This window comes from Atopobacter phocae ATCC BAA-285, from assembly GCF_000526675.1.
GTDB lineage: Bacteria > Bacillota > Bacilli > Lactobacillales > Aerococcaceae > Atopobacter > Atopobacter phocae.
Window position 1 is genome coordinate 20,625 of the sequence record NZ_JAGN01000008.1, and the last position, 23,660, is coordinate 44,284.

General features: G+C 37.8%; 23 protein-coding genes. 18 read left to right on the forward strand and 5 right to left on the reverse strand.

The genetic code is table 11. The features are described 5' to 3' along the window. Window positions 1–22: 22 nt before the first annotated feature. Both L866_RS0102530 and L866_RS0102535 read left to right on the forward strand, forming a co-directional pair. Window positions 23–922 carry an ABC transporter permease gene (locus tag L866_RS0102530; protein WP_025728851.1) on the forward strand — a complete coding sequence of 300 codons (900 nt, stop codon included), beginning with the start codon at window positions 23–25 and terminating at the stop codon, window positions 920–922. A 9-nt stretch (window positions 923–931) separates the two neighbouring features. After that, window positions 932–1,738: an ABC transporter ATP-binding protein gene (locus L866_RS0102535; protein WP_025728853.1), complete on the forward strand. Its 807-nt coding sequence runs from the start codon at window positions 932–934 to the stop codon at window positions 1,736–1,738. Between the two features lie 68 nt (window positions 1,739–1,806). Here L866_RS0102535 and brnQ read toward each other — a convergent pair whose 3' ends face one another. The 4 genes from brnQ to L866_RS0102555 form a co-directional block, all read right to left on the reverse strand. Next, window positions 1,807–3,171, reverse strand: coding sequence for a branched-chain amino acid transport system II carrier protein (brnQ, locus tag L866_RS0102540; protein ID WP_025728855.1), 1,365 nt, complete (start codon window positions 3,169–3,171; stop codon window positions 1,807–1,809). 230 nt (window positions 3,172–3,401) lie between these two features. Beyond that, window positions 3,402–3,764, reverse strand: coding sequence for a YtxH domain-containing protein (locus L866_RS0102545; protein ID WP_025728857.1), 363 nt, complete (start codon window positions 3,762–3,764; stop codon window positions 3,402–3,404). Window positions 3,765–3,766: 2 nt separating this feature from the next. Further along, window positions 3,767–4,198 (reverse strand): HIT family protein, encoded by a 432-nt coding sequence (locus L866_RS0102550; RefSeq protein WP_025728859.1) that lies wholly within the window; start codon window positions 4,196–4,198, stop codon window positions 3,767–3,769. A gap of 128 nt (window positions 4,199–4,326) precedes the next feature. After that, window positions 4,327–5,313 carry an alpha/beta hydrolase gene (locus tag L866_RS0102555; protein ID WP_051452844.1) on the reverse strand — a complete coding sequence of 329 codons (987 nt, stop codon included), beginning with the start codon at window positions 5,311–5,313 and terminating at the stop codon, window positions 4,327–4,329. A gap of 225 nt (window positions 5,314–5,538) precedes the next feature. On the opposite strand from L866_RS0102555, the gene L866_RS0102560 reads away from it, so the two are divergent. Genes L866_RS0102560 through trmB form a run of 4 tightly spaced genes read left to right on the forward strand, consistent with a single transcriptional unit; the run spans window position 5,539 to window position 8,898 of the window. After that, window positions 5,539–6,288, forward strand: coding sequence for an ABC transporter ATP-binding protein (locus L866_RS0102560; protein ID WP_025728863.1), 750 nt, complete (start codon window positions 5,539–5,541; stop codon window positions 6,286–6,288). 12 nt (window positions 6,289–6,300) lie between these two features. Next, window positions 6,301–7,368 carry an ABC transporter permease gene (locus L866_RS0102565; RefSeq protein ID WP_025728865.1) on the forward strand — a complete coding sequence of 356 codons (1,068 nt, stop codon included), beginning with the start codon at window positions 6,301–6,303 and terminating at the stop codon, window positions 7,366–7,368. Window positions 7,369–7,404: 36 nt separating this feature from the next. Continuing rightward, a complete protein-coding gene (locus L866_RS0102570; protein WP_025728866.1) occupies window positions 7,405–8,202 on the forward strand; it encodes a phosphotransferase family protein in 798 nt (265 codons plus the stop codon). Between the two features lie 45 nt (window positions 8,203–8,247). After that, a complete protein-coding gene (trmB, locus tag L866_RS0102575) occupies window positions 8,248–8,898 on the forward strand; it encodes a tRNA (guanosine(46)-N7)-methyltransferase TrmB (RefSeq protein WP_025728868.1) in 651 nt (216 codons plus the stop codon). 73 nt (window positions 8,899–8,971) lie between these two features. On the opposite strand, the gene L866_RS0102580 is transcribed toward trmB, so the two are convergent. Then, the gene (locus L866_RS0102580) at window positions 8,972–9,367 is read right to left on the reverse strand and encodes a hypothetical protein (protein WP_025728870.1); all 396 of its coding nucleotides are present in this window, start codon (window positions 9,365–9,367) and stop codon (window positions 8,972–8,974) included. A 382-nt stretch (window positions 9,368–9,749) separates the two neighbouring features. Between L866_RS0102580 and pepA the strand changes: the two genes are divergently transcribed. The 12 genes from pepA to L866_RS08440 form a co-directional block, all read left to right on the forward strand. Further along, on the forward strand, window positions 9,750–10,838 hold the full coding sequence (gene pepA, locus L866_RS0102585) for a glutamyl aminopeptidase (RefSeq protein WP_025728872.1): 1,089 nt from the start codon (window positions 9,750–9,752) through the stop codon (window positions 10,836–10,838). 43 nt (window positions 10,839–10,881) lie between these two features. Then, window positions 10,882–11,517 (forward strand): YtpR family tRNA-binding protein, encoded by a 636-nt coding sequence (gene ytpR, locus L866_RS0102590; protein WP_025728874.1) that lies wholly within the window; start codon window positions 10,882–10,884, stop codon window positions 11,515–11,517. Next, window positions 11,514–11,924: a hypothetical protein gene (locus L866_RS0102595; RefSeq protein WP_025728877.1), complete on the forward strand. Its 411-nt coding sequence runs from the start codon at window positions 11,514–11,516 to the stop codon at window positions 11,922–11,924. Before ytpR ends, L866_RS0102595 begins: the two co-directional genes overlap by 4 nt. Continuing rightward, on the forward strand, window positions 11,924–13,252 hold the full coding sequence (murC, locus tag L866_RS0102600; RefSeq protein ID WP_084030255.1) for a UDP-N-acetylmuramate--L-alanine ligase: 1,329 nt from the start codon (window positions 11,924–11,926) through the stop codon (window positions 13,250–13,252). The genes L866_RS0102595 and murC overlap by 1 nt, the downstream gene beginning before the upstream one ends. Window positions 13,253–13,491: 239 nt before the next feature. Then, entirely contained in the window at window positions 13,492–16,182 is a 2,691-nt protein-coding gene (gene polA, locus L866_RS0102605) for a DNA polymerase I (RefSeq protein WP_025728881.1), read from the forward strand. Between the two features lie 50 nt (window positions 16,183–16,232). Beyond that, window positions 16,233–17,078 carry a DNA-formamidopyrimidine glycosylase gene (mutM, locus tag L866_RS0102610; RefSeq protein WP_025728883.1) on the forward strand — a complete coding sequence of 282 codons (846 nt, stop codon included), beginning with the start codon at window positions 16,233–16,235 and terminating at the stop codon, window positions 17,076–17,078. A gap of 31 nt (window positions 17,079–17,109) precedes the next feature. Beyond that, on the forward strand, window positions 17,110–17,709 hold the full coding sequence (coaE, locus tag L866_RS0102615) for a dephospho-CoA kinase (protein WP_025728885.1): 600 nt from the start codon (window positions 17,110–17,112) through the stop codon (window positions 17,707–17,709). A gap of 26 nt (window positions 17,710–17,735) precedes the next feature. After that, complete coding sequence (gene nrdR / locus L866_RS0102620) at window positions 17,736–18,206, forward strand: transcriptional regulator NrdR (protein ID WP_025728887.1); 471 nt, start codon at window positions 17,736–17,738, stop codon at window positions 18,204–18,206. Further along, window positions 18,193–19,635 carry a DnaD domain protein gene (locus L866_RS0102625; protein ID WP_025728889.1) on the forward strand — a complete coding sequence of 481 codons (1,443 nt, stop codon included), beginning with the start codon at window positions 18,193–18,195 and terminating at the stop codon, window positions 19,633–19,635. The genes nrdR and L866_RS0102625 overlap by 14 nt, the downstream gene beginning before the upstream one ends. Then, the gene (gene dnaI / locus L866_RS0102630) at window positions 19,622–20,551 is read left to right on the forward strand and encodes a primosomal protein DnaI (protein WP_025728891.1); all 930 of its coding nucleotides are present in this window, start codon (window positions 19,622–19,624) and stop codon (window positions 20,549–20,551) included. The genes L866_RS0102625 and dnaI overlap by 14 nt, the downstream gene beginning before the upstream one ends. A 397-nt stretch (window positions 20,552–20,948) precedes the next feature. After that, window positions 20,949–22,883: a threonine--tRNA ligase gene (gene thrS, locus L866_RS0102635; RefSeq protein ID WP_025728893.1), complete on the forward strand. Its 1,935-nt coding sequence runs from the start codon at window positions 20,949–20,951 to the stop codon at window positions 22,881–22,883. 229 nt (window positions 22,884–23,112) lie between these two features. After that, on the forward strand, window positions 23,113–23,660 hold a 548-nt coding region (locus tag L866_RS08440), incomplete at its 3' end, for an albumin-binding GA domain-containing protein (RefSeq protein ID WP_035446010.1).

Genomic DNA, 23,660 nt, shown 5'->3' on the forward strand with positions numbered 1-23,660 from the left:
AGATAAAGGGAAGAGGGATGGAATGGATATTATAATTTCAAGTGTATCACAAGGGTTTTTCTGGTCATTAATGGCAATCGGGGTGTATATGACGTTTCGATTGTTAGATATTGCTGATTTATCAGCAGAAGGAAGTTTTCCATTGGGGGCAGCCATTTGTGCGCAATTACTCGTACATGGTTATTCACCAATTGTCGCCACATTAGCTAGTTTTATTGGTGGGATGTTAGCGGGTGGAGTGGCCGGATTTCTTCATACGAAGATGCACATTCCTTCTTTATTAACAGGAATTTTAGTGTTGACCGGTTTGTATTCTTTTAACTTACGATTAATGGGACGGGCGAATATTCCTTTAATGACTACACCGACTTTAATTTTAAAAGTGCAATCATTAGGAATTTCGGATGAATGGGCCGGTTTTATCGTCGGACTATTAATGGTTATTTTAGTCATTAGCGTATTAGTTTGGTTTTTAAATACATCTTTTGGTTTGGCATTACGAGCAACTGGTGATAATCAAATGATGAGTACGGCTAATGGCATTAACGTGAAAAAAATGATGGTATTAGCGTATATGATTAGTAATGGATTAATTGCTTTATCGGGTGCATTACTGGCTCAAAATAACGGTTATGCGGATATTAGTATGGGGATTGGAACGATTGTGATTGGATTAGCTTCAGTCATTATTGCGGAAGTATTGTTCCACAATTTAACGATTGGGCAACGATTCTTAACAATTGTCGCTGGTTCAATTATTTATCGATTAGTGATTGATTTTGTCATGCAACAAGCATTTATTCCGATTACACCAAGCGATATAAAAGGGCTCTCTGCCATCGCCTTAGCAATTATTTTATGGGCGCCTCATGCCACGAAAGCCTTTCAAACGAATCGTAACATCAAGCGAAATAATAGATAGGAGAAAGCGATGACTGAAAATATATTAAGTTTAACTAACATACAAAAAACTTTTGGTGCTGGAACGATTAATGAGAATCACGTGTTAAAGGGACTAAGCATTGATATTCGACGAGGCGATTTTATTACAGTAATTGGTGGGAACGGTGCGGGTAAGTCAACGCTAATGAATATGATAGCGGGTACGTTATTTCCTGATGCAGGAGAATTACTGTTAAAAGGCGAACCTATAACACGCACGAATGCCACGCAACGAGCGAAATGGTTAGGACGGGTGTTTCAAGATCCTAATTTCGGTACAGCGCGAAACTTAAAAATCGAAGAAAATCTAGCCATTGCATTAAGTCGAGGCAAACGTCATACACTTCGTAAAAGTGTGACACCAGCGATGCGTAATATGTTTCGTGAGCAGCTAGCGGAATTAAATATGGGCTTAGAAGATCGTTTAGAGACGGATGCGGGCTTTTTATCCGGAGGGCAACGCCAAGTCGTCACCTTAATGATGGCCGTCTTACAAACGCCTGAGTTGCTTCTACTAGATGAGCATACAGCTGCTTTAGATCCGCGCATGAGCGCAATTGTTATGGAATTGACGAATCGCGTGGTCCAAAAACATCAATTAACAACTTTAATGATTACACATGATATGAGTGATGCGCTTAAATACGGTAATCGTTTAATTATGCTCCACAAAGGACGTATCGCCTTAGATTTGAATCAAGCGGATAAAGCCAACTTGACGATGCCGCAATTACTTGACTTATTTTATCAAAGTGTAGGCGAGCGGTTATCTGATGACAGTTTATTGTTAGCATAAAATAAAAAACACGACATAATGTCGTGTTTTTTTTGTTCAAATTTTATTGTATGAAGGATTTAACAATGTTACGGAGAGACTGAACGATTTTGTCTGATGCGGTAGAGAATGAAACTGAAAATAAAGCCAATCAGTGATGGAATAATCCAACCCATTCCAACCGATAAGAACGGTACCGTTTCTTTTGCTTGATCGTAAAAACGAACGAAGCCAATCATTTGTTGAATGTGTTCAGGTGTTTGTGCTAACCCATCGATAATAGCGACCGGCAATGTAAATAATGACGTCAATAAAAAGACAGACGGCGCATGATTAAATAGTGGCGATAAAATCGATAGAAAAATTAAAACAATGACTAATGGATAAAGGAACATGAGTAATGGGACACTTAATTGAATTAACTGCGTTAAACCAATGTTAGCTACTACACATGAAAAACTTGTTGTTAAAATAACGTACGTTTTATAACTTGGTCCATTAGGAAACATATCAATAAAAGTTTCAGAAAAAGCAGTAATTAAACCAATACCAGTTTTTAAACAGGCTAATGCAACGGTTAGGAAGAGTATAACTTGACCAAAACGACCAAAATAATGACTCGCCACTAAACTTAAAATTTGACCGCCATTTTGCGTATCACCATATACGGGGGCAGTGAACGCACCGATATACGCTAGAGCAACATAAATGATACCCATTACGACAACGGCCAATGCGCCTGATTTAATAACGTGTGAAGAAACGTCTTTTGGATGCGTCACACCTTTTGCTTTCACTGTATTTACAACTATAATACCAAAGGCTAATGCTGCTAATGCATCTACAGTGTTATACCCATCTAAAAATCCTTTTAAGAAAGGGGTGCTCGCATAAACAGGTGTAGGGATGGCTTGATCTAAACTACTCATCGGAAAGACAAAGGAAGCAATAATTAAGAAACTTAAAAAGAATAAAAAGAGCGGGTTTAAAAATTTACCCACAATGTCTAAAATATTTCCCGGTTTCAATGAAAAAATTAAAACAAGCACAAAAAATATAATGGTAAATAACATTAAATATAATGGCGAGGGAGAATCAAACACTTGACTTAATCCTACTTCATAAGAAACTGTTGCTAAACGTGGTACAACAAAAAGTGGTCCAATCGTTAAATACAGCAATATCGTTACAAAATAGGCATAAGCGGGATGAACTTTAGACGTTAAGTCAAATAATCCATTACTTCTAGTCATCGCAATTGCAATCACCCCTAAAAGAGGAAATCCAACGGAAGAGACAAGAAATCCTAAAATACTAATCGAAACTAATGAGCCGGCTTGCTTCCCTAAAAAAATAGGAAAGATTAAATTACCTGCTCCGAAAAATAGACCAAACAACATCGAGGCGATGCCGACATAGTCCAAAAAAGAAAACTTTTTTGTAGTGTTTGTCATGAAACAAACGCTCCTTTCTTTCCTTCGAACAAATTTGAATTACTGTTAATTTAAAACAGATAGGGTGAAAAATCAAGTAAAAAATGAGAATTTGTTTAAAAAATTAAAATTTAATGAGTGGAAATTACAACAAGAAAAATGAAACATTTCCAATAAAAAATATAAGTCATTCCAAATAAAAAACTGCACCAGCCGACAAAGTCTAGTCGAGGTGCAGTTGATCTTTTGAATTAAGATTTGTCAGATGATGCAATTTTTTCAGTTGCTTCTTCAACGTTACCTTTTAAGCGCATAATCGCTTCTTGAATACGTTGAATACGCGGTTCAATTTCTTTCTCGAAGTTAAGTGCTTTGTATTGTACTTCTTCAGTAAAATCTTTAACACCACGTAGACCTTCGTTTTGTAATTGCTCAAGTGATTGCGTTAATTGTTTCGTACTATTCGTAACTTCTTGTACATCACCACTTAACTCATCTAATTTTTCTTTGAGTTGCTTACGGTTTGTTTCGCCATCATTAGGATTCAATAGTAACGCAATAATACTACCTGATAAGCTACCAAAGATAATCCCTTTCATAAACTGTTTCAACATCATTAAGCCTCCTCGTGTGCGGCGCGGATAGTTTCAGCTAATGCTTTTAAGTCCTCCGCTGTATAGTGATCGTTGTTAGTGCCCCATTTTAATCCGAAATCATCAGTCGCTCCATAACGTGGAATGAGATGAAGGTGTGAGTGAAAGACACTTTGATACGCTTGTTCGCCGTTGTTATTCAAAATATTTAATCCGACCATTTCTGGAAAGGCGCGTTGTAATGCGCGTGCAATTTTAGGAACACGGCTGAATACCGTCGCAGCTAGTTCATCCGAATAGTCAAAAATAGTAGCAACATGTTCTTTAGGAATGACTAAAGTATGGCCTTTTGTCACTTGAGTAATATCAAGGAAAGCTAACACTTCATCATCTTCATAAACAATATGTGCAGGTATTTCTTTTTTTATAATCTTTTCAAAAATAGTTTCACTCATGAGCGTTCCTCCTTTAAACGGTTAACTAAATCAATTATAACATATTATCGTACACGACTGAGAGTGAGATGGTTAGAAAAAAAGAAGCCCTCGATTAAACGTTGGACTTCTTCCTTATTATAATTATATTATTCCGGCCAATAGTTTGTTAAAAATTGCGCGACACGTTCTTCGTATTCTTTTGGATAAGTTTCTAATGATTTAGCATGGCCAACGCCTTTTGTAATCCAAATATCTTTTGGTCCTTGTGTGGCCTCATATAACTCATTTACCATTTTTGTAGGAACGAAGTCATCCGTATCACCATGAATGAACAGAATGGGGCGACGATTGTTGCGTAATTGGTTAGTTGCGCTACCTTCTTTAAAATTAAATCCTTCGACAAACTGTGTATAGAAGGAAGTGAGAGGAATCATCGGAAGACGTGGTAAATTATAAGTTTCTTTTAATTGATAAGTGAATTCGTCATCAATACTTGTATAACCACAGTCTTCAATAATTAATTTTACATTGTCAGGTAAATCCTCACCACTTGTCATCATTACAGTTGCTGCTCCCATACTTAATCCAAATAGTCCAATTTCTACCGTTTTTTGTTCAGGATGCTTTGAAGCATATTGACTGGTAATGTTATCGATCCATTGCTTGTAGTCTAATCGATCCATCCACCCCATACCACGATATTCGCCTTCACTCAATCCATGTCCACGAGCAGCGGGTAATAATACGTCATAGCCCATTTTGTAGAATAATTTAGCATATCGTTCCATAGCAGCAGGGCTTCTTGCATAACCGTGTGCTATAATCACTAGACGATTCGGTGTACTTTTTTTATGTGGGTGGGTAAACAACGCAGCTGAAAGTTTAAGGTTATCTTGACTCATCTGTGTTAGCCACTCCAATTGGTGGGGGCCTAAGTCAAACTGTTCGATAGTACTTTTTTCTTCATCATTAGGTAAACGTTTGTCTGATTCGAATGATCCAGGGGAAGTTTTTATGGCATAATTATGTAAATAAACTGTCCCATAACCTAGTCCAATGACGACTGTTAAAGAAATAATAGCAATAACAGAAAGCGAAATACGCTTGATAATTTTTTTTCGTTTTGTTTTCAAAAGCGAGGGTTCCTCCTAGTATTTATTTGATTTTTGATAATTTAATCATACTTATATTCAATAAAATGTCAATTATAATTTTAAATATTGTATAATTACAAGTAAAAATATTATAAAAAAGTAAAAAAATAAATTAATGAAAAGTTGATGTTCATGTTTTAGCTTCCAATTAATTTGTGATACAATAATTACACTATTTATTGAGCAATTGAATGAGGTGAACGAATGTTAGAGCTACAGCATGTTAGTGGTGGATATTTAAATAAAGAGGTACTTCATGATGTATCGTTTCAAGTGCCAACCGCTAGTATTACAGCCCTCATTGGGTTAAACGGAGCGGGGAAATCAACGACGATTAAACACATTTTGGGTTTATTACCATTGCGTCAAGGACAAATTATAAATCATGGGCTATCATTAAATGCGCCTAATTATTTAAAGCAACTAGCTTATGTACCAGAGATGCCAATGCTTTATCAAGAGTTAACCGTACAAGAGCACGTGGAACTTGTGCTTACATCATATCACGTTGACGACAAAGAACGTATTAAAAAGCGTGCGCTAAATTATTTAAAAGCATTTCGTCTAGAACATGAGTGGACTTCTTATCCGGCATACTTTTCAAAAGGCATGCAACAAAAAGTGATGTTAGTTTGCGCTTTAATGCTAGACGTTCCACTTTACGTTATTGATGAGCCGTTTCTCGGGTTAGATCCGTTGGGCATTCAAACGTTATTAGAAATCATTACGATAAAGAAACAAGAAGGGCGTGCAGTTTTACTTTCAACGCATGTGTTAGATACAGCGGAGCGCTTTTGTGATCACTTTATTATTATTGATGCAGGCCAAGTTATTAATACAGGCACACTTGATGAATTATTAGCAACTACTCATACCCACAACCTATCCGACGCTTACTTCCACTTAGTCGGTCAAAGTCAACGCGTAGCGACTGACTTATTACGAGAAGTGTGAGGTGAGTGACTAATGGATACATTGAATCAAAAGGAGCGCGGTCGGCAACTTTATGCGGCACGACAAAAGAAGTATGTAAAGCAAATGTCGCACTATTTAAAGTATGTATTGAATGATCATTCCATGTTGATGTTATTCTTTTTACTTGGTGGTTTTGTTTATTTTGCTCAACCGTTTTTAAATGAGCCAACGTTTGTCGGACGTATGTTACTGTTATTTTTTTTCTTAGGTAGTCTATTCATAACCTTAGCTTTTTCATTCGTATTATTAATTAAACCAGCGGACATGTTTTTTATGCGAGCAGATGAAAAGCTTTGGGCTAATTATTTTGAGCGAGCTAAGCGACAAACATTATGGACACGAATTCTAATGTGGGGCGTATATTGGCTCGTATTGAGCGGGTTGTTCAAAGTGTATACGATGGAATTAATAGTTGCCGTATTAGTGAGCGGACTTCTTTTAATTGGACGGTACATGTGGAAAAATAAACGATTCCAACAACAAACATGGCCAGACTGGGTGCAAGAAGAAAATGAGCGCATGCAACGTGTGCTATTATTTTTCAGTCAATTTACAACCGTTCGGGAATATCAACGGCAAATGACCGAACCGTTTAACGGCTTGAATTCGATACTTATTCCGATAAGAAAGCGAATGGCAAGTATTAAAGGATGGTACGTTTTAACCCATGCTTTTCGTGAAAGAGGCTATGTTCTGTTTTCATTAGGCGTTTTATTTGGTAGTATAGTGATCAGCGCAACCATTTCATCAATTTGGTTGAATGGATTAATTGCGTGGACGAGTTTAGTTATATTAAGTTTAAAATGGCGTCAATTAAAGGATTTAGAACTTAATAAATCATCTATTTTGAGTCGATTGGATCATGTAGAATCATTTCGACTCGATTTTAAACGAATGATTTGGATTGTTTTGTTGTCACAGGCGATAATTTTAGGTATAGTTAATAGAGTCATTCATTTGAAACATTTATCAATCGAACAACTAGCTATTTATTGTGGAGGTGTCATTATTATTGGCATCTTATCTTCGCGCATGAAGATAAAAAAACACGGACAATAAGCGAATAAATTTTAAGTGAGTTAAGGTGGAACAGTTATGGATTACAATATGGACTCGGGTTGGCAACTACATCCTGTTGGTGGCGATACGGGACAAGCTTACATGGGAACAAAAGAAAACCAACGAATTTTTTTGAAGAAAAACTCTTCACCTTTCTTAGCGGCTTTGTCGAACGAAGGGATTACAGCTCGCTTAATCTGGACGAGACGAGCACATAATGGCGACATTTTGACTGCCCAAGAATGGTTAGAAGGGCGAACGTTAGAACCAGAAGATATGAGTCGCCCAGATGTCGTTGATATTATTAAGAACGTTCATCTGAGTACTCGATTGCTGAGTATGTTAGAACAGCTTCAAGGAAGAGTTTACGAACCGCGAGATTTTGTAGTGGAATTTAAAGAAAATTTGCATCGTGATTTACAAACCCATCAATGGGTGAATCGGGTGCTCGATTACTTAATTGAAACACAAGATGTGATTACTTGTTATCATAAGACAGTATGTCATGGTGATTTGAATCGCAAAAACTTTATTGAGACAGATAACCAATCACTTTATTTAGTGGATTGGGAGAAAGTCCGTATCTCTGATCCCATGTATGACGTGGCGTATGTGGTAACGAATTATGTTCCATTAAACCAATGGGAAGCTTGGTTTGAACAATACGGATTAGAAATGACGAACAGTTTATACCAACGTTTTGAATGGTTTTGTTTGATGAATTTACTTTTATTTATTAAACAGGGACATTTTGAAGGACGGTTAAGAGAAGTCAATGAAAAAATTATTTTAATGAAACACATCTATAATGAGCGAGCAATCATGGACGTATAAAGCCAAGATTGCTTTGTTTTTTCATGAAAGTAAAGGAGAATAGAAATGCGTTTAAGACATAAACCGTGGGCGAAAGATTTAATGGATAGCCATCCGGAATGGGTATTAGATCATCCGGTTGAATGGCGTGGTAAGTGGCATGAGTTATTCGGTAACGAGCAGCCTCTTCATGTAGAAATTGGAACGGGTAAAGGGCAATTTATAGTAGAAATGGCTCGCTTGCATCCAACAATTAATTTTGTCGGTGTGGAATTACAAGAAAGTGTATTAGTGGTTGTACTACAAAAATTATTAGACGATCCATTGCCAAATGTGCGTTTATTACATTCAAATGGTAGTGAATTAACGCAATATTTTAATGATGGTGAAGTGGACCAAATTTATTTAAACTTTTCGGATCCGTGGCCTAAAAAACGTCATGCGAAACGTCGTTTAACACACCCGCTTTTCATCAAAACTTACAAAAAAATATTAAACGAGAATGGGCAGCTTCAATTAAAAACGGACAACCGTAAATTATTTGAATATTCACTCGTTTCATTTAATGCAACAGGTTTGCACTTAACAGAAGTGTCGCTTGACTTACATCGTGATCAAGACCCAGACAATGTCATGACTGAGTATGAACAAAAATTTAGTCCAAACGGGCCGATTTATCGTGCGCGTTATCAATTTAAACCCGTTGAATTAGACTAAAAATAAGTATAAAAAAACTCATGTCGAATCAAGTTCGAATGAGTGCTTATAAAAAATGGAGTTGAGTAATTACTCAACTCTTTTTATTTTTAGTTAATAAAGTTGTGTTATTTTCAGACGCTTCAACCGCAGTCAGCTGGAAAGAACAAATGCGTCCAGTGTGCGTATCAACGGTAAAGTGATAGTTCAAAACGCTATCGTCAGTTGAATCTTTAATTTGAATAGCGCCATGATAGACTTCCAAATTACTAAATCGACCAGGTAAATCTTGCGGAATGTGACTAATCCATGAGCCAACAATACAAGGGGAATGCTTGCAATAAGCCATAACCCGTTCTAGCGCATCTTCAGGGTCAATTCGTTTATTGTAAAAGTAATAACTAATTGATCCAATAACAGTTAAAACAGATAACGCTGCGGTAATTCCTAGACCAAGAGGTGAGAGTTCTTTTCTTTGAGATTTCGGCATATAAACATCCTTTCTATACGAATTTCATCAAATAGTGGGTGTAAACGGTGGATATTAAAGCTGAAAATACATAACACCTGTAAAATTATTATAACAAAAAATAAATTAAAAAAAGGCTTTTCATTAAAATTTTATTTTTAAGAATTTTTTTAGACAGTTGAAAAGGAAAATATAGCTAGTCATACTCAATTTTGTAGTCATATCAAGATATATCGCGAAGTCGCTTGTAAAGAAAAACTCTTAGGACTTTGCGATTTTACTTGAAATTCGCTATAATAAGTTAGCGAATTATACGAATAAAAAAAGCAAATAGATGGACGCTATTTTTTAGTCAAAAATGAAGGATTTACAAAAGTAAAAATAAGGAGGAAGACAGATGGAATTGAGTGACACATCTTGGCAACTAATTAAAACTTTTACAGAGGCACAAGGAACGAGTGGCTTTGAGAAACCGATTCGTGAAATGATGCGTGAAGCTATGGAACCATTTGTAGATGAAATTCAACAAGATGGGTTAGGTGGGATTTTTGGTATTAAACGAGCTAAAAATCATAACGAAGACACGCCGGTTGTTATGTTTGCGAGTCATATGGACGAAGTCGGCTTCATGGTGACAAACATCAATAAACAAGGATTGTTTAATGTTGCACCACTTGGCGGGTGGAATCCACACGTGGTGAGTAGCCAACGCTTTACCTTATTTACTCAAAAAGGGACATATCCATGTATTTCAAGTTCTGTTCCACCTCACCTATTACGTGGCACAAGCGGGAAGAAAGATATTACGGTTGATGACATTTTGTTTGACGCTGGTTTTGAATCGGCTGAAGAAGCGCATGAATATGGCGTACGAATTGGCGATGCAATTGTACCGCAATCTGAAACAGTTTTAACTGCTAATAAGAAACGAATTATTAGTAAAGCATGGGACAATCGTTATGGTTGTATTGCATTAATTGAAACGTTACATGCTATTAAAGACATCGAATTACCTTATACATTAGTCATTGGGGCAAACGTGCAAGAGGAAGTTGGACTACGTGGTGCGCGAGTATCAACACATCAATTCCAACCTGATTTATTCTTTGCAGTGGATTGTTCACCCGCTAATGATTTAACAGGTAAAGAGAATGTGCAAGGGCGTTTAGATGATGGATTCTTAATGCGTATTCAAGATCCACGAATGATTACTTTACCACAAATGGTTCAATTCCTTAGAGAAACAGCGGATGCGCACGGTATTAAATATCAAGACTTTATTTCAAAAGGTGGAACGGACGCAGGAGCAGCGCATTTAGTAGGTAACGGTATTCCAAGTGCAGTGATTGGTGTTCCTGGTCGTTACATTCATACACATCAAACGTTATTTTCAATTGCAGATTATCAAGCGGCATTAAGTATGATCATTGAAGTGATTAAAACATTAGATAAAGACACAATTAGTAACATCCGTTTGAACCCAGCTAAATAACTTCAAAAATAACGGATGTTAATAAACGAATGGAGAGAAAAAAATGAAATTTAATACATTTTACAATTCAAATGGTATCGGTGACGTACTCCTTTTATCGAGTGGACAAGGTCATCGAGATGACGTAGCTATTCAAACAAAAGGTTCAGTTACACAATTAAAACGTGTATCAGATGATACAATTGTTGGTTATAATATTCAATCGATTTCGGATTATTTAACGATTGAAGGGGCAGGACATGTGACATTGACTGAACAAGACGAAGCGGTCATTAATCAATTATTAAGCGAACAAGGCTTTGAACCAATTAGTTTACGTTTTGAATCAGCTTTAGTCGTTGGATACGTGACAAGCTGTCGTGATCATGAAGATAGTGATCATTTACACGTGACAACCGTTAATGTTGGAGGTGAACGTGACTTACAAGTTGTGTGTGGCGCACCTAATATTGATGCGGAGCAAACAGTGATTGTTGCAACACCTGGTACAGTTATGCCTAACGGTGTTGAAATCTACACCGGTGAATTACGCGGAGTAAAAAGTGAGGGAATGATTTGTTCGCTGCGTGAATTAGGAATTAAACAAGCATCAACAGAACGTGGGATATATGTCTTTAATAAAGCTTATCAACCAGGCATGTCAGCGATGGCTGCCATAAAAGAAGAGCTTGAGCAATGATTGACGAACGTGAATCTTTTGATGAAACGAAACGGGTAACTTTTCCGAATTATATGAGTCAACAACCGGTTCAAACGCATCGTGGTATCCCGCGACAATTAGATCAACATCATAAATTGCCGGATCAACCATTGATTGAAACGAATCATCATAAAAGAGAAGAACAACCAACGTTAGTCCGTTATGAAGACGATCAACCATTTCAAAAAGAGTTCGATACGTATGTTGCAGCTGATTCCTTTAAAAAGTATCAGCGTCAACCGTTTCAAGTAACTCCATTACCAAAACCACGAAGCGGCATTGGACCAGCTAAATTGGACACAATCAACTATCAACCATATATTGACTATTTGACACGTCCAAAAGAAGCTCTTATTTATTTTGTCGCTAATGAGGAGGAAAAATAATGAATCGTGATACAACCTATCATTTTGTTGGGATTAAAGGTTCTGGAATGAGCGCACTTGCCTTAATTTTGGCGGGAATGGGATACAACGTTCAAGGATCCGATTTAGATAATTATTTCTTTACACAAAAAGGATTAGACGACGCCAACATTCCGATTTATCCCTTTGATGCGAACAATATCCAGCCCGGATTAACGTTAATTGTCGGTAACGCTTTTCCAGATACACACGAAGAAGTGATGCGTGCGATGGAGCTTGGGTTATCAATTACACGCTATCCAGAATTTTTAAGTGGCTTATTGAGTCACCATACGAGTGTAGCTATCACTGGGTCACATGGGAAAACAAGTACCACTGGCTTACTCGCTCATGTATTAAAAGGCTTGGATCAAACCAGCTATTTAATCGGAGACGGGACCGGATTTGGGGCATTGAATTCCAATTACTTTATTTTAGAAGCTTGTGAATATAAACGGACATTTATGTCTTATCATCCTGATTATGCGATTATTACGAATGTTGACTTCGATCATCCTGATTATTACTTAGATATCGAAGATGTATTTGATGCCTTCCAAAGTTTCAGTCATCAAGTGAAGAAGGCGCTAGTCGTTGCAGGAGATGACCCTTATGCGAGTCGAATTCAAAGTGATTTACCAGTATATCATTATGGTTTTAATGAGACGAACCATTTCCAAATTAAAAACGTTGAAAAAATGACAACAGGTTCTGCCTTTGATTTATATGTAGACGGTGCTTTATATGATCGTTTTACGATTCCAACATTTGGTACGCATAACATTTTAAATGCGACAGCAGTCATTGCTATTACGTATTTAGAGGGGGTAGATAAACAGGCTGTTAAAGAACAATTGCTCACATTTAAAGGAGTAAAACGACGTTTTAGCGAAAAACGTGTGAACGATATGATTATTATTGATGACTATGCACATCACCCACAAGAAATTCGGGCGACACTAGATGCAGCACATCAAAAATATCCAGATAAAGAAATCGTTGCCGTGTTCCAACCGCACACGTTTACTCGAACAGTGGCTTTAATGAGTGATTTCGCTGATGCTTTAAAAACAGCCGATCACGTCTTTTTATGTGATATTTTTGGTTCAGTTCGTGAAGACAAAGGTGATGTTACAATCTTTGACTTAGCTCGTTTAATTGAAGGCTCCAATGTCTTAACATTAGACGATATGAGTCCGTTACTTGATTTCAAAGATGCGGTATGTATCTTTATGGGAGCCGGCGATGTTCAAAAATTCGAACGTGCTTATGAAAAAATATTAAGCGAAACAACGCCAAATCAACTATAAAATAAAATGATTAGTCTAAGTAGGCGCCAAATGCTCTGTGTAATCAGATCATTCGGAGACCTCACTTGGACTTTTTTTATACGTGGAAACTCATCGCCTAGTTCTATGGTCAACTCCTTTTCTATGATATACTTAAACTATTCAAATCATTAGAGATGATGCAAGGGACGTATGATATAGCACAATGAAAAGTCATGTCAACCTAACAAGCGGCATGGACCAAAAGAGAGGAAGACAATATGTCAAAGAAAAAATTATTATTAGTCGATGGATCAAGTTTAATGTTCCGGGCGTTTTATGCCATTATGAATATTCAAAGTTTTAAAACAAGTTCAGGTTTACATACGAATGCCTTATTTGGGTTCGTTCGTATGTTACAGACGGTCATGCAAATTGAGCAACCGACACACGTCTTAGTGGCATTTGATGCGGGACGGACAACCTTCCGAACAGAAAAGTACGCCGAATATAAAGGCGGACGTAAAAGTATGCCCGATGAAATGCGCGAACAGTTGCCCTATTTCAGTCAGCTGTTAGATGCAATGGGAATTGTCCATTATCGTTTAGACCAGTACGAAGCGGACGACATTATTGGTACATTGGCTCACCAAGCGAATGCGATGCAAATGGAGACAGTCATTTTAACGGGAGACCGTGATTTAATTCAATTAGTCAATGAGTATGTACGCGTGGATATTACGAAATCGGGTGTGTCCGAACTTGAAACGCATACGGTAGCTTCGTTAAAAGAAACGATGGGCTTACGCCCTGAACAATTAATCGATGTGAAAGCTTTACAAGGTGATTCATCTGATAATTATAAAGGGGTCACCGGTATTGGTCCTAAAACAGCATTACAATTGATTCAAACATACGAAACGTTAGAAAACTTATATGAACACGTCGACGATATGAAGAAGAGTAAGCGAAAAGAAAACTTACAAAATGAAAAAGAAGTTGCTTTTCTCGCGCAAGACTTAGCTCGAATCCGAATAGATGCACCACTAGATGAAATGATAACAGTAGATCGCTTACAATTGGTGGACCAGTCAACAAGCAAATTAATTGAATTATATCGACAATTGAATTTTAATCAGTTTTTACAACAGATGCCTGAGACTACTTTACAATTGTGGCAATCAGAAGCGATGGCCGCTAGTTCAGCTGCTAATACAACCGTGAATAATCCCTTTACATGGCTTGAAGCCGGTGATCTCAATCGATTGACTGCATTAGAAGAAGTCGTACTATGGATTGAATCATTAAATGAAAATTATCAAACCGGAGCATTAGAAGCTGTTTGTTTTTATGATGTAGCGACAAAAGAAACGTATGGATTATCCATTGAATTAGCGCAAAGTGAACCCGTTAAAAAGTGGTTGGAAGATGTTACTATTCAAACTTTCGATGCGAAACGACACTGGGTCCTAGCTGAACGATTCATGGGATGGCCGGTTTTAACGATTGAACGTGATGCATTATTAGAAGCTTATATTACTCATACCGATTCGGCGCATTTTGATCCAAACGTGACGTTAAATCAATTAAAAGATGAACATTATGAAACGAATGAAAGCTTCTATGGAAAAGGAGCGAAACAAAAGATTCCTGCTGATCGAGACAAGTGGGGCGCATTTTTAGCTCAAAAGATGCACGTGATTGCTGAATTATTAAGTTTCTTACCAGCACAATTAGAGCAGTTAGAGCAATGGGATTTAGTCCACAATATGGAACTTCCGTTAGCCCGTGTACTAGCGAAAATGGAAATCGAAGGTATCAAATTAAACGAAGCAACACTAAGTGATTTGGAAGCAACTTTCGGTGAGCGATTGGACGAGCTAGAAGCAACCATTCAATCGTATGCAACGGAACCATTCAATGTTAAATCTACGAAACAATTAGGTGAAGTGCTATTCGAACAATTAAAATTACCTGTGATTAAAAAGACAAAAACGGGATATTCTACGGCAGCAGATGTATTGGAGAAACTACAAGGTGAGCATCCAATTATCGATTCAATTTTAACGTATCGCATGTTAAGTAAACTGCAATCAACGTATGTTGCCGGTTTAAAAGAGGCGCAACAAAGTGATGGACGTATTCATACTCGTTTCATTCAAACGTTAACTCAAACAGGTCGTTTAAGTTCAGCTGATCCTAACTTACAAAATATACCTATCCGAACGGCAGAAGGACGTTTGATTCGTCAAGCACTCGAACCGAATGAACCGGACAGTGTATTACTAGCCAGTGACTATTCACAAATTGAGTTACGCGTACTGGCGCATATTAGTCAAGACCAAGCAATGCAAGCGGCTTTTATGCATGGCGATGATATTCATACGCTAACGGCGATGAAAGTTTTCCACAAAGAATCGTTAAGTGAAGTGACGGCATTAGAACGTCGTCAAGCGAAAGCTGTTAACTTTGGAATTGTCTATGGTATTAGCGATTACGGCTTGTCACAAAACTTAAACATTCCGCGCAAAACAGCAAAAACATTTATCGATAATTATTTGAAAACTTATCCACAAGTCGAACAATTCATGAAAGATGTAGTTGTTGAAGCGCGTGAAAAAGGGTATGTAGAAACGCTCTTTAATCGTCGACGCTACTTACCTGATTTGCACTCATCGAATTTCAACGTGCGTTCCTTCGCAGAACGAACAGCGATGAATTCACCAATTCAAGGAACGGCAGCCGATATCATTAAAATAGCAATGATTCAAATTGATCGTCATTTAACCGAACAAAATTACAAAACGACGATGTTACTGCAAGTGCACGATGAGCTCGTATTTAATGTGCCAGAAGATGAATTAGAAGAGATGCAACGTCTCATTCCACAATGGATGCAATCCGCAGTCGAATTAGCCATTCCGTTAATTAGTGATACAAGTTACGGAGCAACGTGGTATGACGCTAAATAAAGCATGACGTTGTGACGACGATAGGGAAAGAATGCAATGGAGGTGATGAGATGCCAGAATTACCAGAAGTTGAAACGGTTCGACGTGGTTTAGTGGAACTCGTTAAAGAGGCGACAATAGTTGGCGTTAGCATCTATTGGGAACGAATTATTACTCCGCCTTTTTCAAGTGAAAAGTTCGCAAAAACATTAATGAATCAAACGATTCATGATGTGTTACGACGCGGAAAGTATTTAATCTTTTTACTGGATGATTGGGCAATCATTTCACATTTACGAATGGAAGGTAAGTATCAAGTAGTTGATACGGATGCCCCACATGCTAAACATACACACGTCATTTTCCATTTAGCGGATGGTCGCGACTTGCGGTATTTAGATGTGCGTAAGTTTGGACGAATGACACTTGTTCCATTACCGAGCATGCCGGAATTTTTTATCCAAAAACATTTAGGTCCGGAACCACTCACAGAATGTTTTAAATTAGATGATTTCCGAGCGGCATTAAATCAAAGTCAACGCATGCTCAAACCTTTTTTATTGGATCAGCGTGCTGTGGTTGGCATTGGCAACATTTATTGTGACGAAGTATTGTTTGATGCGCAGTTGCATCCGCAAACATTAACTAATTGTGTGACAGCCACTGAAGCTGAACGATTATTCGATTCAATTCGGCGAATTTTGAAAGAAGCAGTCGAACGAAAAGGAAGCACGATACGAACGTATAAGAACACAATGGGGGAAGCAGGGACGTTTCAAGAATTATTAAAAGTCTATCAACGAGCGGGACAGCCGTGCGTTCGCTGTCAAACCCCTATACAAAAAATAAAAGTAGCACAACGCGGGACACACTATTGTCCCACTTGTCAAATCGAGCACTCTACAGTAAATGAGTGACAAACAGCGATATCAATTAAGGAGAGATAAAATGGCACGTATTATTGGACTTACTGGCGGCATTGCTTCGGGGAAATCATATGTAGCGACGCTATTAAAAGAAAAACAGATTCCGGTGGTTGACGCCGATCGAATTAGTCATCAAGTGTTAGTGGATGATGAAGCAGTTTTAAAACAAATTCGCGCCATGTTTGGGGCAGAAGTGTTTACAGAGACAGGAGCCATCGATCGCTCAAAATTGGGAGCGATTGTCTTTCATAATGATGACAAACGCTATGAATTGAATCGAATTACCCATCCTGAAATAAAACGACGCATGCTCAATGAAATTGAACGCTATAAAAAGCAAGGGGCGCACTTGATTGTCATGGATGTCCCATTGTTATTTGAAACGAATTATGATCAACAGGTGGATCAAATCGTGCTCGTTTTTGTGGATCAAGCGATTCAAGTTCAACGTCTAATGGCTCGTGATCAGATTGATCAAGAACTCGCACAATTAAAAATAAAAAGTCAATTGCCACTAAGTTATAAAGCAACCTTGGCCGATGTAGTAATTGATAATTCGAAAACGAGAGAAGAGACAAAAGCGCAAGTCGAAGCGTGGTTAGAAAGCGTCTCATCCCGTTAATCCATAAATCGGAAAGGAAGAACGCCATGCTATGTCCGAAATGTCAACAAATTGGTACACGTGTCATCGATTCCAGACAAAGTGAAGACGGTCGTACTATTCGCCGTCGTCGCGTATGTGAATCGTGTGAGTTTCGTTTCACGACATTTGAACGACTCGAACAACCCCCTCTTGTCGTCATTAAGCGAAGTGGGGTGCGTGAAGCATTTAATCGAAAAAAATTATTACAAGGATTGATTCGTTCGGCGGAGAAACGCCCCATTACATTGGAACGTTTGGAGCAAGTCGTCCAAGAAGTAGAACATCAAATTCGTCAAAGTGGTGAAGGCGAGATGGAAACGGCCCAAATTGGAGATTTAGTAATGGAACGCTTAGCATTAATTGACGATGTGGCATACATCCGTTTTGCAAGTGTGTATCGTCAATTTACCGACCGTACGATGTTTATTCAAGAATTGGAGCGTATGGAGGCAAGTAAGAAACATGACGAAAATTAAAGTAGAAGACCTTCGTATTACACCGATGACCCCGATTCAATTACGACAGGTCGAGTGGATTACGCCACTTCATTTGAAATGGTTGACGTTGCTCTATCAACCGTTTTTAGGGGTCGTATCGACACAGCTTTATCATTCTTTCTGTGCATGGATTTATGAAGAAATGTGGGAAAGCGAAGTGATGAGTGTCTCTTTTTGGTTGGAACAATGTGATATGTCATTAGCTCATTTTTCGCGTGCCTTAAATCGTCTGGAGTCCCTTCGCTTAGTGAAAGTCTATTGGGATCAACAAATTGAACAATATTGGATTGAACTGCAAGGACCACTTGCACCAGAAGTTTTCTTTAAAGATGAGTTACTCGTGAGTTTATTAAAAGATACTTTGTCGCATGAACATTTTCACCAATTAAAAGCACGCTGTACGATTACTGATTTACCGAGCCATGTCGTGGAAGTAACACGACCTTTTGAATCAATCTTTTCGTTGCCGGTTAGTATTCAAGCGAATCGTGGCGGAGAAGAAGCGCCAACGGGTATGCGTTTTTTGAAGACAAGTCAGTTAGAAGAACCGATTGATTGGGGTTTCATCTTGCAAGGATTAGTACCTTATGGAATGACAGTGAATCATCTCACGAATGAGGTGCGTCAAACATTGAACGTATTGCATCGTTATTATCGCTTAAATGCCATTGATATTCCGCATTATTTATTAGCTAGCTTTGACGAAGAAGAAGATGAGGTGGATGTCTCTAAATTAAAAAACGTCATTATTGCCGCACATCCAGTCAATGATGTTAATCAACAAGTCATTCGACAACGGATGAGCGAGGACTTTGAACAATATCGCCAACAAGCGGAAACAACTCCAGCGGTGGTGCCATCTCAAATAGCCAAACAACCTGCTAAAAAGAAGCAAGCTATTGCAGTGAGTACGGAATTGTTAAAAGCCTTTAAAGAAATTCCGCCGCAACTGTTTTTAAGTACTTTAAAAAATCAAATGAACGGCATTGTGGAATCAAGCGAAGAATCGTTAGTTCGAAATGCATTAGGATACGAAGATATTCCAAGCGAAGTGATCAATGTTTTGATTTACTATATTTTAGTCATCTATCAAAACAAAAAAATTCATCAAAATTTCTTTGATGCCATTTTAAATACGTGGCGCATGGAAAAAATTAGTAGTGCAGAAGAAGCCATTGAAGCAACAATTCATTTCAAAAAGGCTCAAAGTACCCCGGATGTAAAACCGGCGCGCCAATCTAATAAGCGATTTGTACGAGAAGAGAAATTGCCGGATTGGGCGAAAGAAGCCTACCAGCCAAAAGAAGTGTCGCCTGAAGAAAAACAACAATTAGAACAGCATATTCAGTCGATTCAACGGAAGAAACGTAAGGATAAAGATAAAGGAGGCGCGCATGGAACCGATTAGTAAAGTGATGCAATCACATCTTGACAAAAGTGACTTATCGCAGCGTTTGGAACAAAAATTAAAAGAGACGTTGAACTATCCTAAGATTAAAGCATTCTTAGCTGATCATGAAGACGTTTTAACCGATGCAATTATTCGTTCTAGTTCTTCGCGCTTATATGAATTTATGTCTGAAGACATGAAACGACAACATAATGAACCAGTGGCCAATCCGCATTTAGAACCCGTGCTCAAGTGGACGGGTCAATTCATCGATTGTGAATATCGTTTAACGACACAATACAAACAGCAGATGAAACGTCAAAAAGATGCGAAGCGACTGCGTTTATTATATTTACCGAAATCTTTAAAGCAAGCGAGTTTTGAGGCGATTTATCCAGAAGCTGAACGCGCACAAGCCATCCAAGCGTTAACGCGCGTCTATAACGGTATGACAGATGGTCATTTATTTGAAAAAGGTGTGTATTTAACCGGTCCTTTCGGTACAGGGAAAACGTATTTGTTAGCCACATTAGCGCATGAATTAACGTTGAGTGGATTTGAAGTGACTTTAGTTCATTATCCAACGTTAGTGAATGAAGTGAAGCAAACAATCGGCACAACCGATGGATCGATGAGTCAGCTCCTCGATACAATGAAAACGGTGGAAGTACTGATGATTGACGATATTGGTGCGGAAAGCAACTCGAGCTGGGTACGTGATGATATTTTATCGGTTATTTTACAACATCGTATGCAAGAAGAGTTGCTAACTTGTTTCTCTAGTAATTTAACGTGGAGTGAATTGGAACGACATTTTACCGTCACGCAACGCGGTGAGAAAGAACCGTTAAAAGCTCTTCGTTTAATGGAACGCATTAAATTTCTAACGGAAGAGTGTCATGTCACAGGGAAAAATTATCGCTCAAGTGAGTAATGACGATACATTTATTAAAGTGAAACAATCAATTGTTTGATAAAATAATGTTTTTCTTAGAAACAGTTGACAGGTGATTCATTTTTACTTAAAATATTGACAATGAATGGAAACGTTAATTGTTACATATCTAACTGCATACAATAGTAAGGAATTGTCTTCAGCGAGAAGCGGGTGGTGCAACGCTTCGGCAACCTTGTTCATTGACCACTGTTAGAGTACGACTTGGAAACAAGTCCGGACTTCCCGTTATCGAAGACGAAAGCCGATATTCGCATCGGAAATAATGGGTGGAACCACGTGAACACGTCCCATAATAGTTGCATTGGACTATTATGGGCTTTTTTTTATGCCATGATGGAACAACTAACGGACAAAAGATAAAGGAGAGAAGATTATGATTACAATTACATTACCAGATGGCGCTCAGCGTCAATACGAGGCAGGCGTGACAACTAAATCAGTAGCAGAATCAATTAGTAAAGGGTTAATGAAACAAAGTATCGCCGGTGTCTTTAATGGAGAAATGGTGGACTTTACTCAGCCATTAATGGTTGACGGGTCTTTGGAAATCATTACAAAAGATGACGAGCGTGCGTTATCCATCGTTCGTCACTCTGCTGCTCACGTAATGGCGCAAGCATTAAAACGCTTATTCCCTAATATTCATTTAGGCGTTGGACCAGCGATTGAAAATGGCTTCTATTATGATACCGATATGGAAAAACAATTGACAGAAGAACAATTGCCATTAGTAGAAGCTGAAATGATGAAAATCGTTAAAGAAAATTTACCATTTGAACGTCAAGAAGTGTCACGTGCAGAAGCGTTAGAATTATTTAAAGAGGATCCTTATAAGGTAGAAATTATTTCAGACTTACCAGAAGACGAGCAATTAACGATTTATAAACAAGGTGAATTTGTCGATTTATGTCGTGGCATTCACGTACCAAGTACGGGCTACGTTCAAGTGTTTAAATTATTGTCACTAGCAGGAGCCTATTGGCGCGGTAACTCTGACAATAAAATGATGCAACGGGTTTACGGAACAGCTTTCTTCAATAAGAAAGACTTACAAGCAGAATTGACACGTCGCCAAGAAGCAAGAGAACGTGACCACCGTAAATTAGGAAAAGAACTCGACTTATTTATTACAAGTCAAGAAGTGGGTAGTGGCTTACCAATTTGGCTACCAAAAGGTGCAACCATTCGTCGCACGATTGAACGATATATTGTCGATAAAGAAGTGGAGTTAGGCTATGAACATGTTTATACACCAATTATGGCCGATGTGAACTTATACAAAACAAGTGGACACTGGGCGCATTATCAAGATGACATGTTCCCACCAATGGATATGGGTGATGGTGAAATGTTAGTCTTACGTCCGATGAACTGCCCACATCACATGATGATTTATAAAGACCGTGTACGTAGTTACCGTGAATTGCCATTACGTATTGCTGAATTGGGCATGATGCACCGTTATGAAAAGAGTGGTGCACTATCCGGATTACAACGTGTACGTGAAATGACGTTAAATGATGCGCACATTTTCGTACGTCCAGATCAAATTAAAGACGAATTCAAACGAACAATCGAATTAGTGAAAGCTGTTTACCATGACTTTAACATTAATGATTATCGCTTCCGCTTAAGCTATCGTGATCCAGAAGATAAAGAAAAATATTATGATGACGATGCCATGTGGGAACGTGCAGAACGTATGTTAAAAGAAGCGATGGATGAATTAGGCTTAGAATACTTCGAAGCACGTGGAGAAGCAGCATTCTACGGACCAAAATTAGATATTCAATTTAAAACGGCGATTGGTATTGAAGAAACAATGTCTACAATCCAATTAGACTTCTTATTACCAGAACGTTTTGAATTAACTTACGTAGGAGAAGATGGAGAGAATACACATCGTCCAGTGGTAATTCACCGTGGAGTTGTATCGACAATGGAACGTTTTACAGCTTATTTAATCGAAGAATATAAAGGAGCCTTCCCAACTTGGTTAGCGCCAGTGCAAGCAACAGTGATTCCAGTAAACTTAGATGCACATGGTGACTTCGCCTATGAATTGAAAGAAAAATTAGCTCGTCACGGCTTACGCGTTGTAGTTGATGGACGAAATGAAAAATTAGGATACAAAATCCGCCAAGCACAAAAAGAAAAAGTACCGTATCAATTAGTAGTAGGGGACAAAGAAATAGAAGAACAAGCAGTGAATGTTCGTCGCTATGGATCAAAAGAAACAGAAACGCTAAGCATCGAATCTTTCTTACAAATGATTCAAGAAGATATAGCAACTAAGAGCCGTAACTAATTATCTATTTATCATGAGTTTAATTATTAAATAACATTTAAAAAGGAAAAGTTTATAGAATAATAATACTTTTTTGAAAAAATAAATTTACATATTAAACAATAATTACAGTAATGTTTCGTTAATATTACAAAATAACATATTTGTTTTAAAAGAGTGTATAAAGGTTGTTTTTTATTTAAGATATAGTAAAATTATACTACAATCATAAAAAATAAGGAGATTGAAAATGAAAACTAAAAAATTATTAACATTAAGTGCCGTTGCCTTGACAGGTTTTGCCTTCTCAAATGCTCATTCTGTGCATGCAGCTGAAGAAAACAGCAATGCAACAGTAGCGGAAGTTAGCCCAGAGGTTAAATCTGCTCAAGATAAAGCTATTAAAGATATGGAAATAGCTGGAATTACTAACAAATACTACTTTGACTTAATTAAAGCGTCTAATTCGGTTCAAGGAATTCAAAATTTATCTACTGAAGTTATAGCGTCATTTAAAAATGACAACCCTAAAAAAGCTGAAGCTGCTGAAAAATTACAAGCTCAAAAAGAAATAGCTATTGAAAAAATGAAACAAGCAGGCGTTACAGCTGAATTCTTCACTGATTTAATTAACGAAGCTAATACAATTGATGCGGTTAATATGTTAGCTGAAGAAGTAATTTCTACACGTGAAGCTCAAGATTTAAAAGAAGCAAAAGAAGCAGCAATCAAGAAAATTCAAGAAGCAGGCGTTATGTCTGAATTCTATACAGATTTAATTAACGAAGCTAAAACAAT

Bases quoted from the DNA above. Each gene is read 5' to 3' on its own strand.
- L866_RS0102530 (WP_025728851.1), top strand. From the start codon at position 23: ATGGATATTATAATTTCAAGTGTATCACAAGGGTTTTTCTGGTCATTA.
- L866_RS0102535 (WP_025728853.1), top strand. From the start codon at position 932: ATGACTGAAAATATATTAAGTTTAACTAACATACAAAAAACTTTTGGT.
- brnQ (WP_025728855.1), bottom strand. From the start codon at position 3,171: ATGACAAACACTACAAAAAAGTTTTCTTTTTTGGACTATGTCGGCATC.
- L866_RS0102545 (WP_025728857.1), bottom strand. From the start codon at position 3,764: ATGTTGAAACAGTTTATGAAAGGGATTATCTTTGGTAGCTTATCAGGT.
- L866_RS0102550 (WP_025728859.1), bottom strand. From the start codon at position 4,198: ATGAGTGAAACTATTTTTGAAAAGATTATAAAAAAAGAAATACCTGCA.
- L866_RS0102560 (WP_025728863.1), top strand. From the start codon at position 5,539: ATGTTAGAGCTACAGCATGTTAGTGGTGGATATTTAAATAAAGAGGTA.
- L866_RS0102565 (WP_025728865.1), top strand. From the start codon at position 6,301: ATGGATACATTGAATCAAAAGGAGCGCGGTCGGCAACTTTATGCGGCA.
- L866_RS0102570 (WP_025728866.1), top strand. From the start codon at position 7,405: ATGGATTACAATATGGACTCGGGTTGGCAACTACATCCTGTTGGTGGC.
- trmB (WP_025728868.1), top strand. From the start codon at position 8,248: ATGCGTTTAAGACATAAACCGTGGGCGAAAGATTTAATGGATAGCCAT.
- L866_RS0102580 (WP_025728870.1), bottom strand. From the start codon at position 9,367: ATGCCGAAATCTCAAAGAAAAGAACTCTCACCTCTTGGTCTAGGAATT.
- ytpR (WP_025728874.1), top strand. From the start codon at position 10,882: ATGAAATTTAATACATTTTACAATTCAAATGGTATCGGTGACGTACTC.
- L866_RS0102595 (WP_025728877.1), top strand. From the start codon at position 11,514: ATGATTGACGAACGTGAATCTTTTGATGAAACGAAACGGGTAACTTTT.
- murC (WP_084030255.1), top strand. From the start codon at position 11,924: ATGAATCGTGATACAACCTATCATTTTGTTGGGATTAAAGGTTCTGGA.
- polA (WP_025728881.1), top strand. From the start codon at position 13,492: ATGTCAAAGAAAAAATTATTATTAGTCGATGGATCAAGTTTAATGTTC.
- mutM (WP_025728883.1), top strand. From the start codon at position 16,233: ATGCCAGAATTACCAGAAGTTGAAACGGTTCGACGTGGTTTAGTGGAA.
- coaE (WP_025728885.1), top strand. From the start codon at position 17,110: ATGGCACGTATTATTGGACTTACTGGCGGCATTGCTTCGGGGAAATCA.
- nrdR (WP_025728887.1), top strand. From the start codon at position 17,736: ATGCTATGTCCGAAATGTCAACAAATTGGTACACGTGTCATCGATTCC.
- L866_RS0102625 (WP_025728889.1), top strand. From the start codon at position 18,193: ATGACGAAAATTAAAGTAGAAGACCTTCGTATTACACCGATGACCCCG.
- dnaI (WP_025728891.1), top strand. From the start codon at position 19,622: ATGGAACCGATTAGTAAAGTGATGCAATCACATCTTGACAAAAGTGAC.
- thrS (WP_025728893.1), top strand. From the start codon at position 20,949: ATGATTACAATTACATTACCAGATGGCGCTCAGCGTCAATACGAGGCA.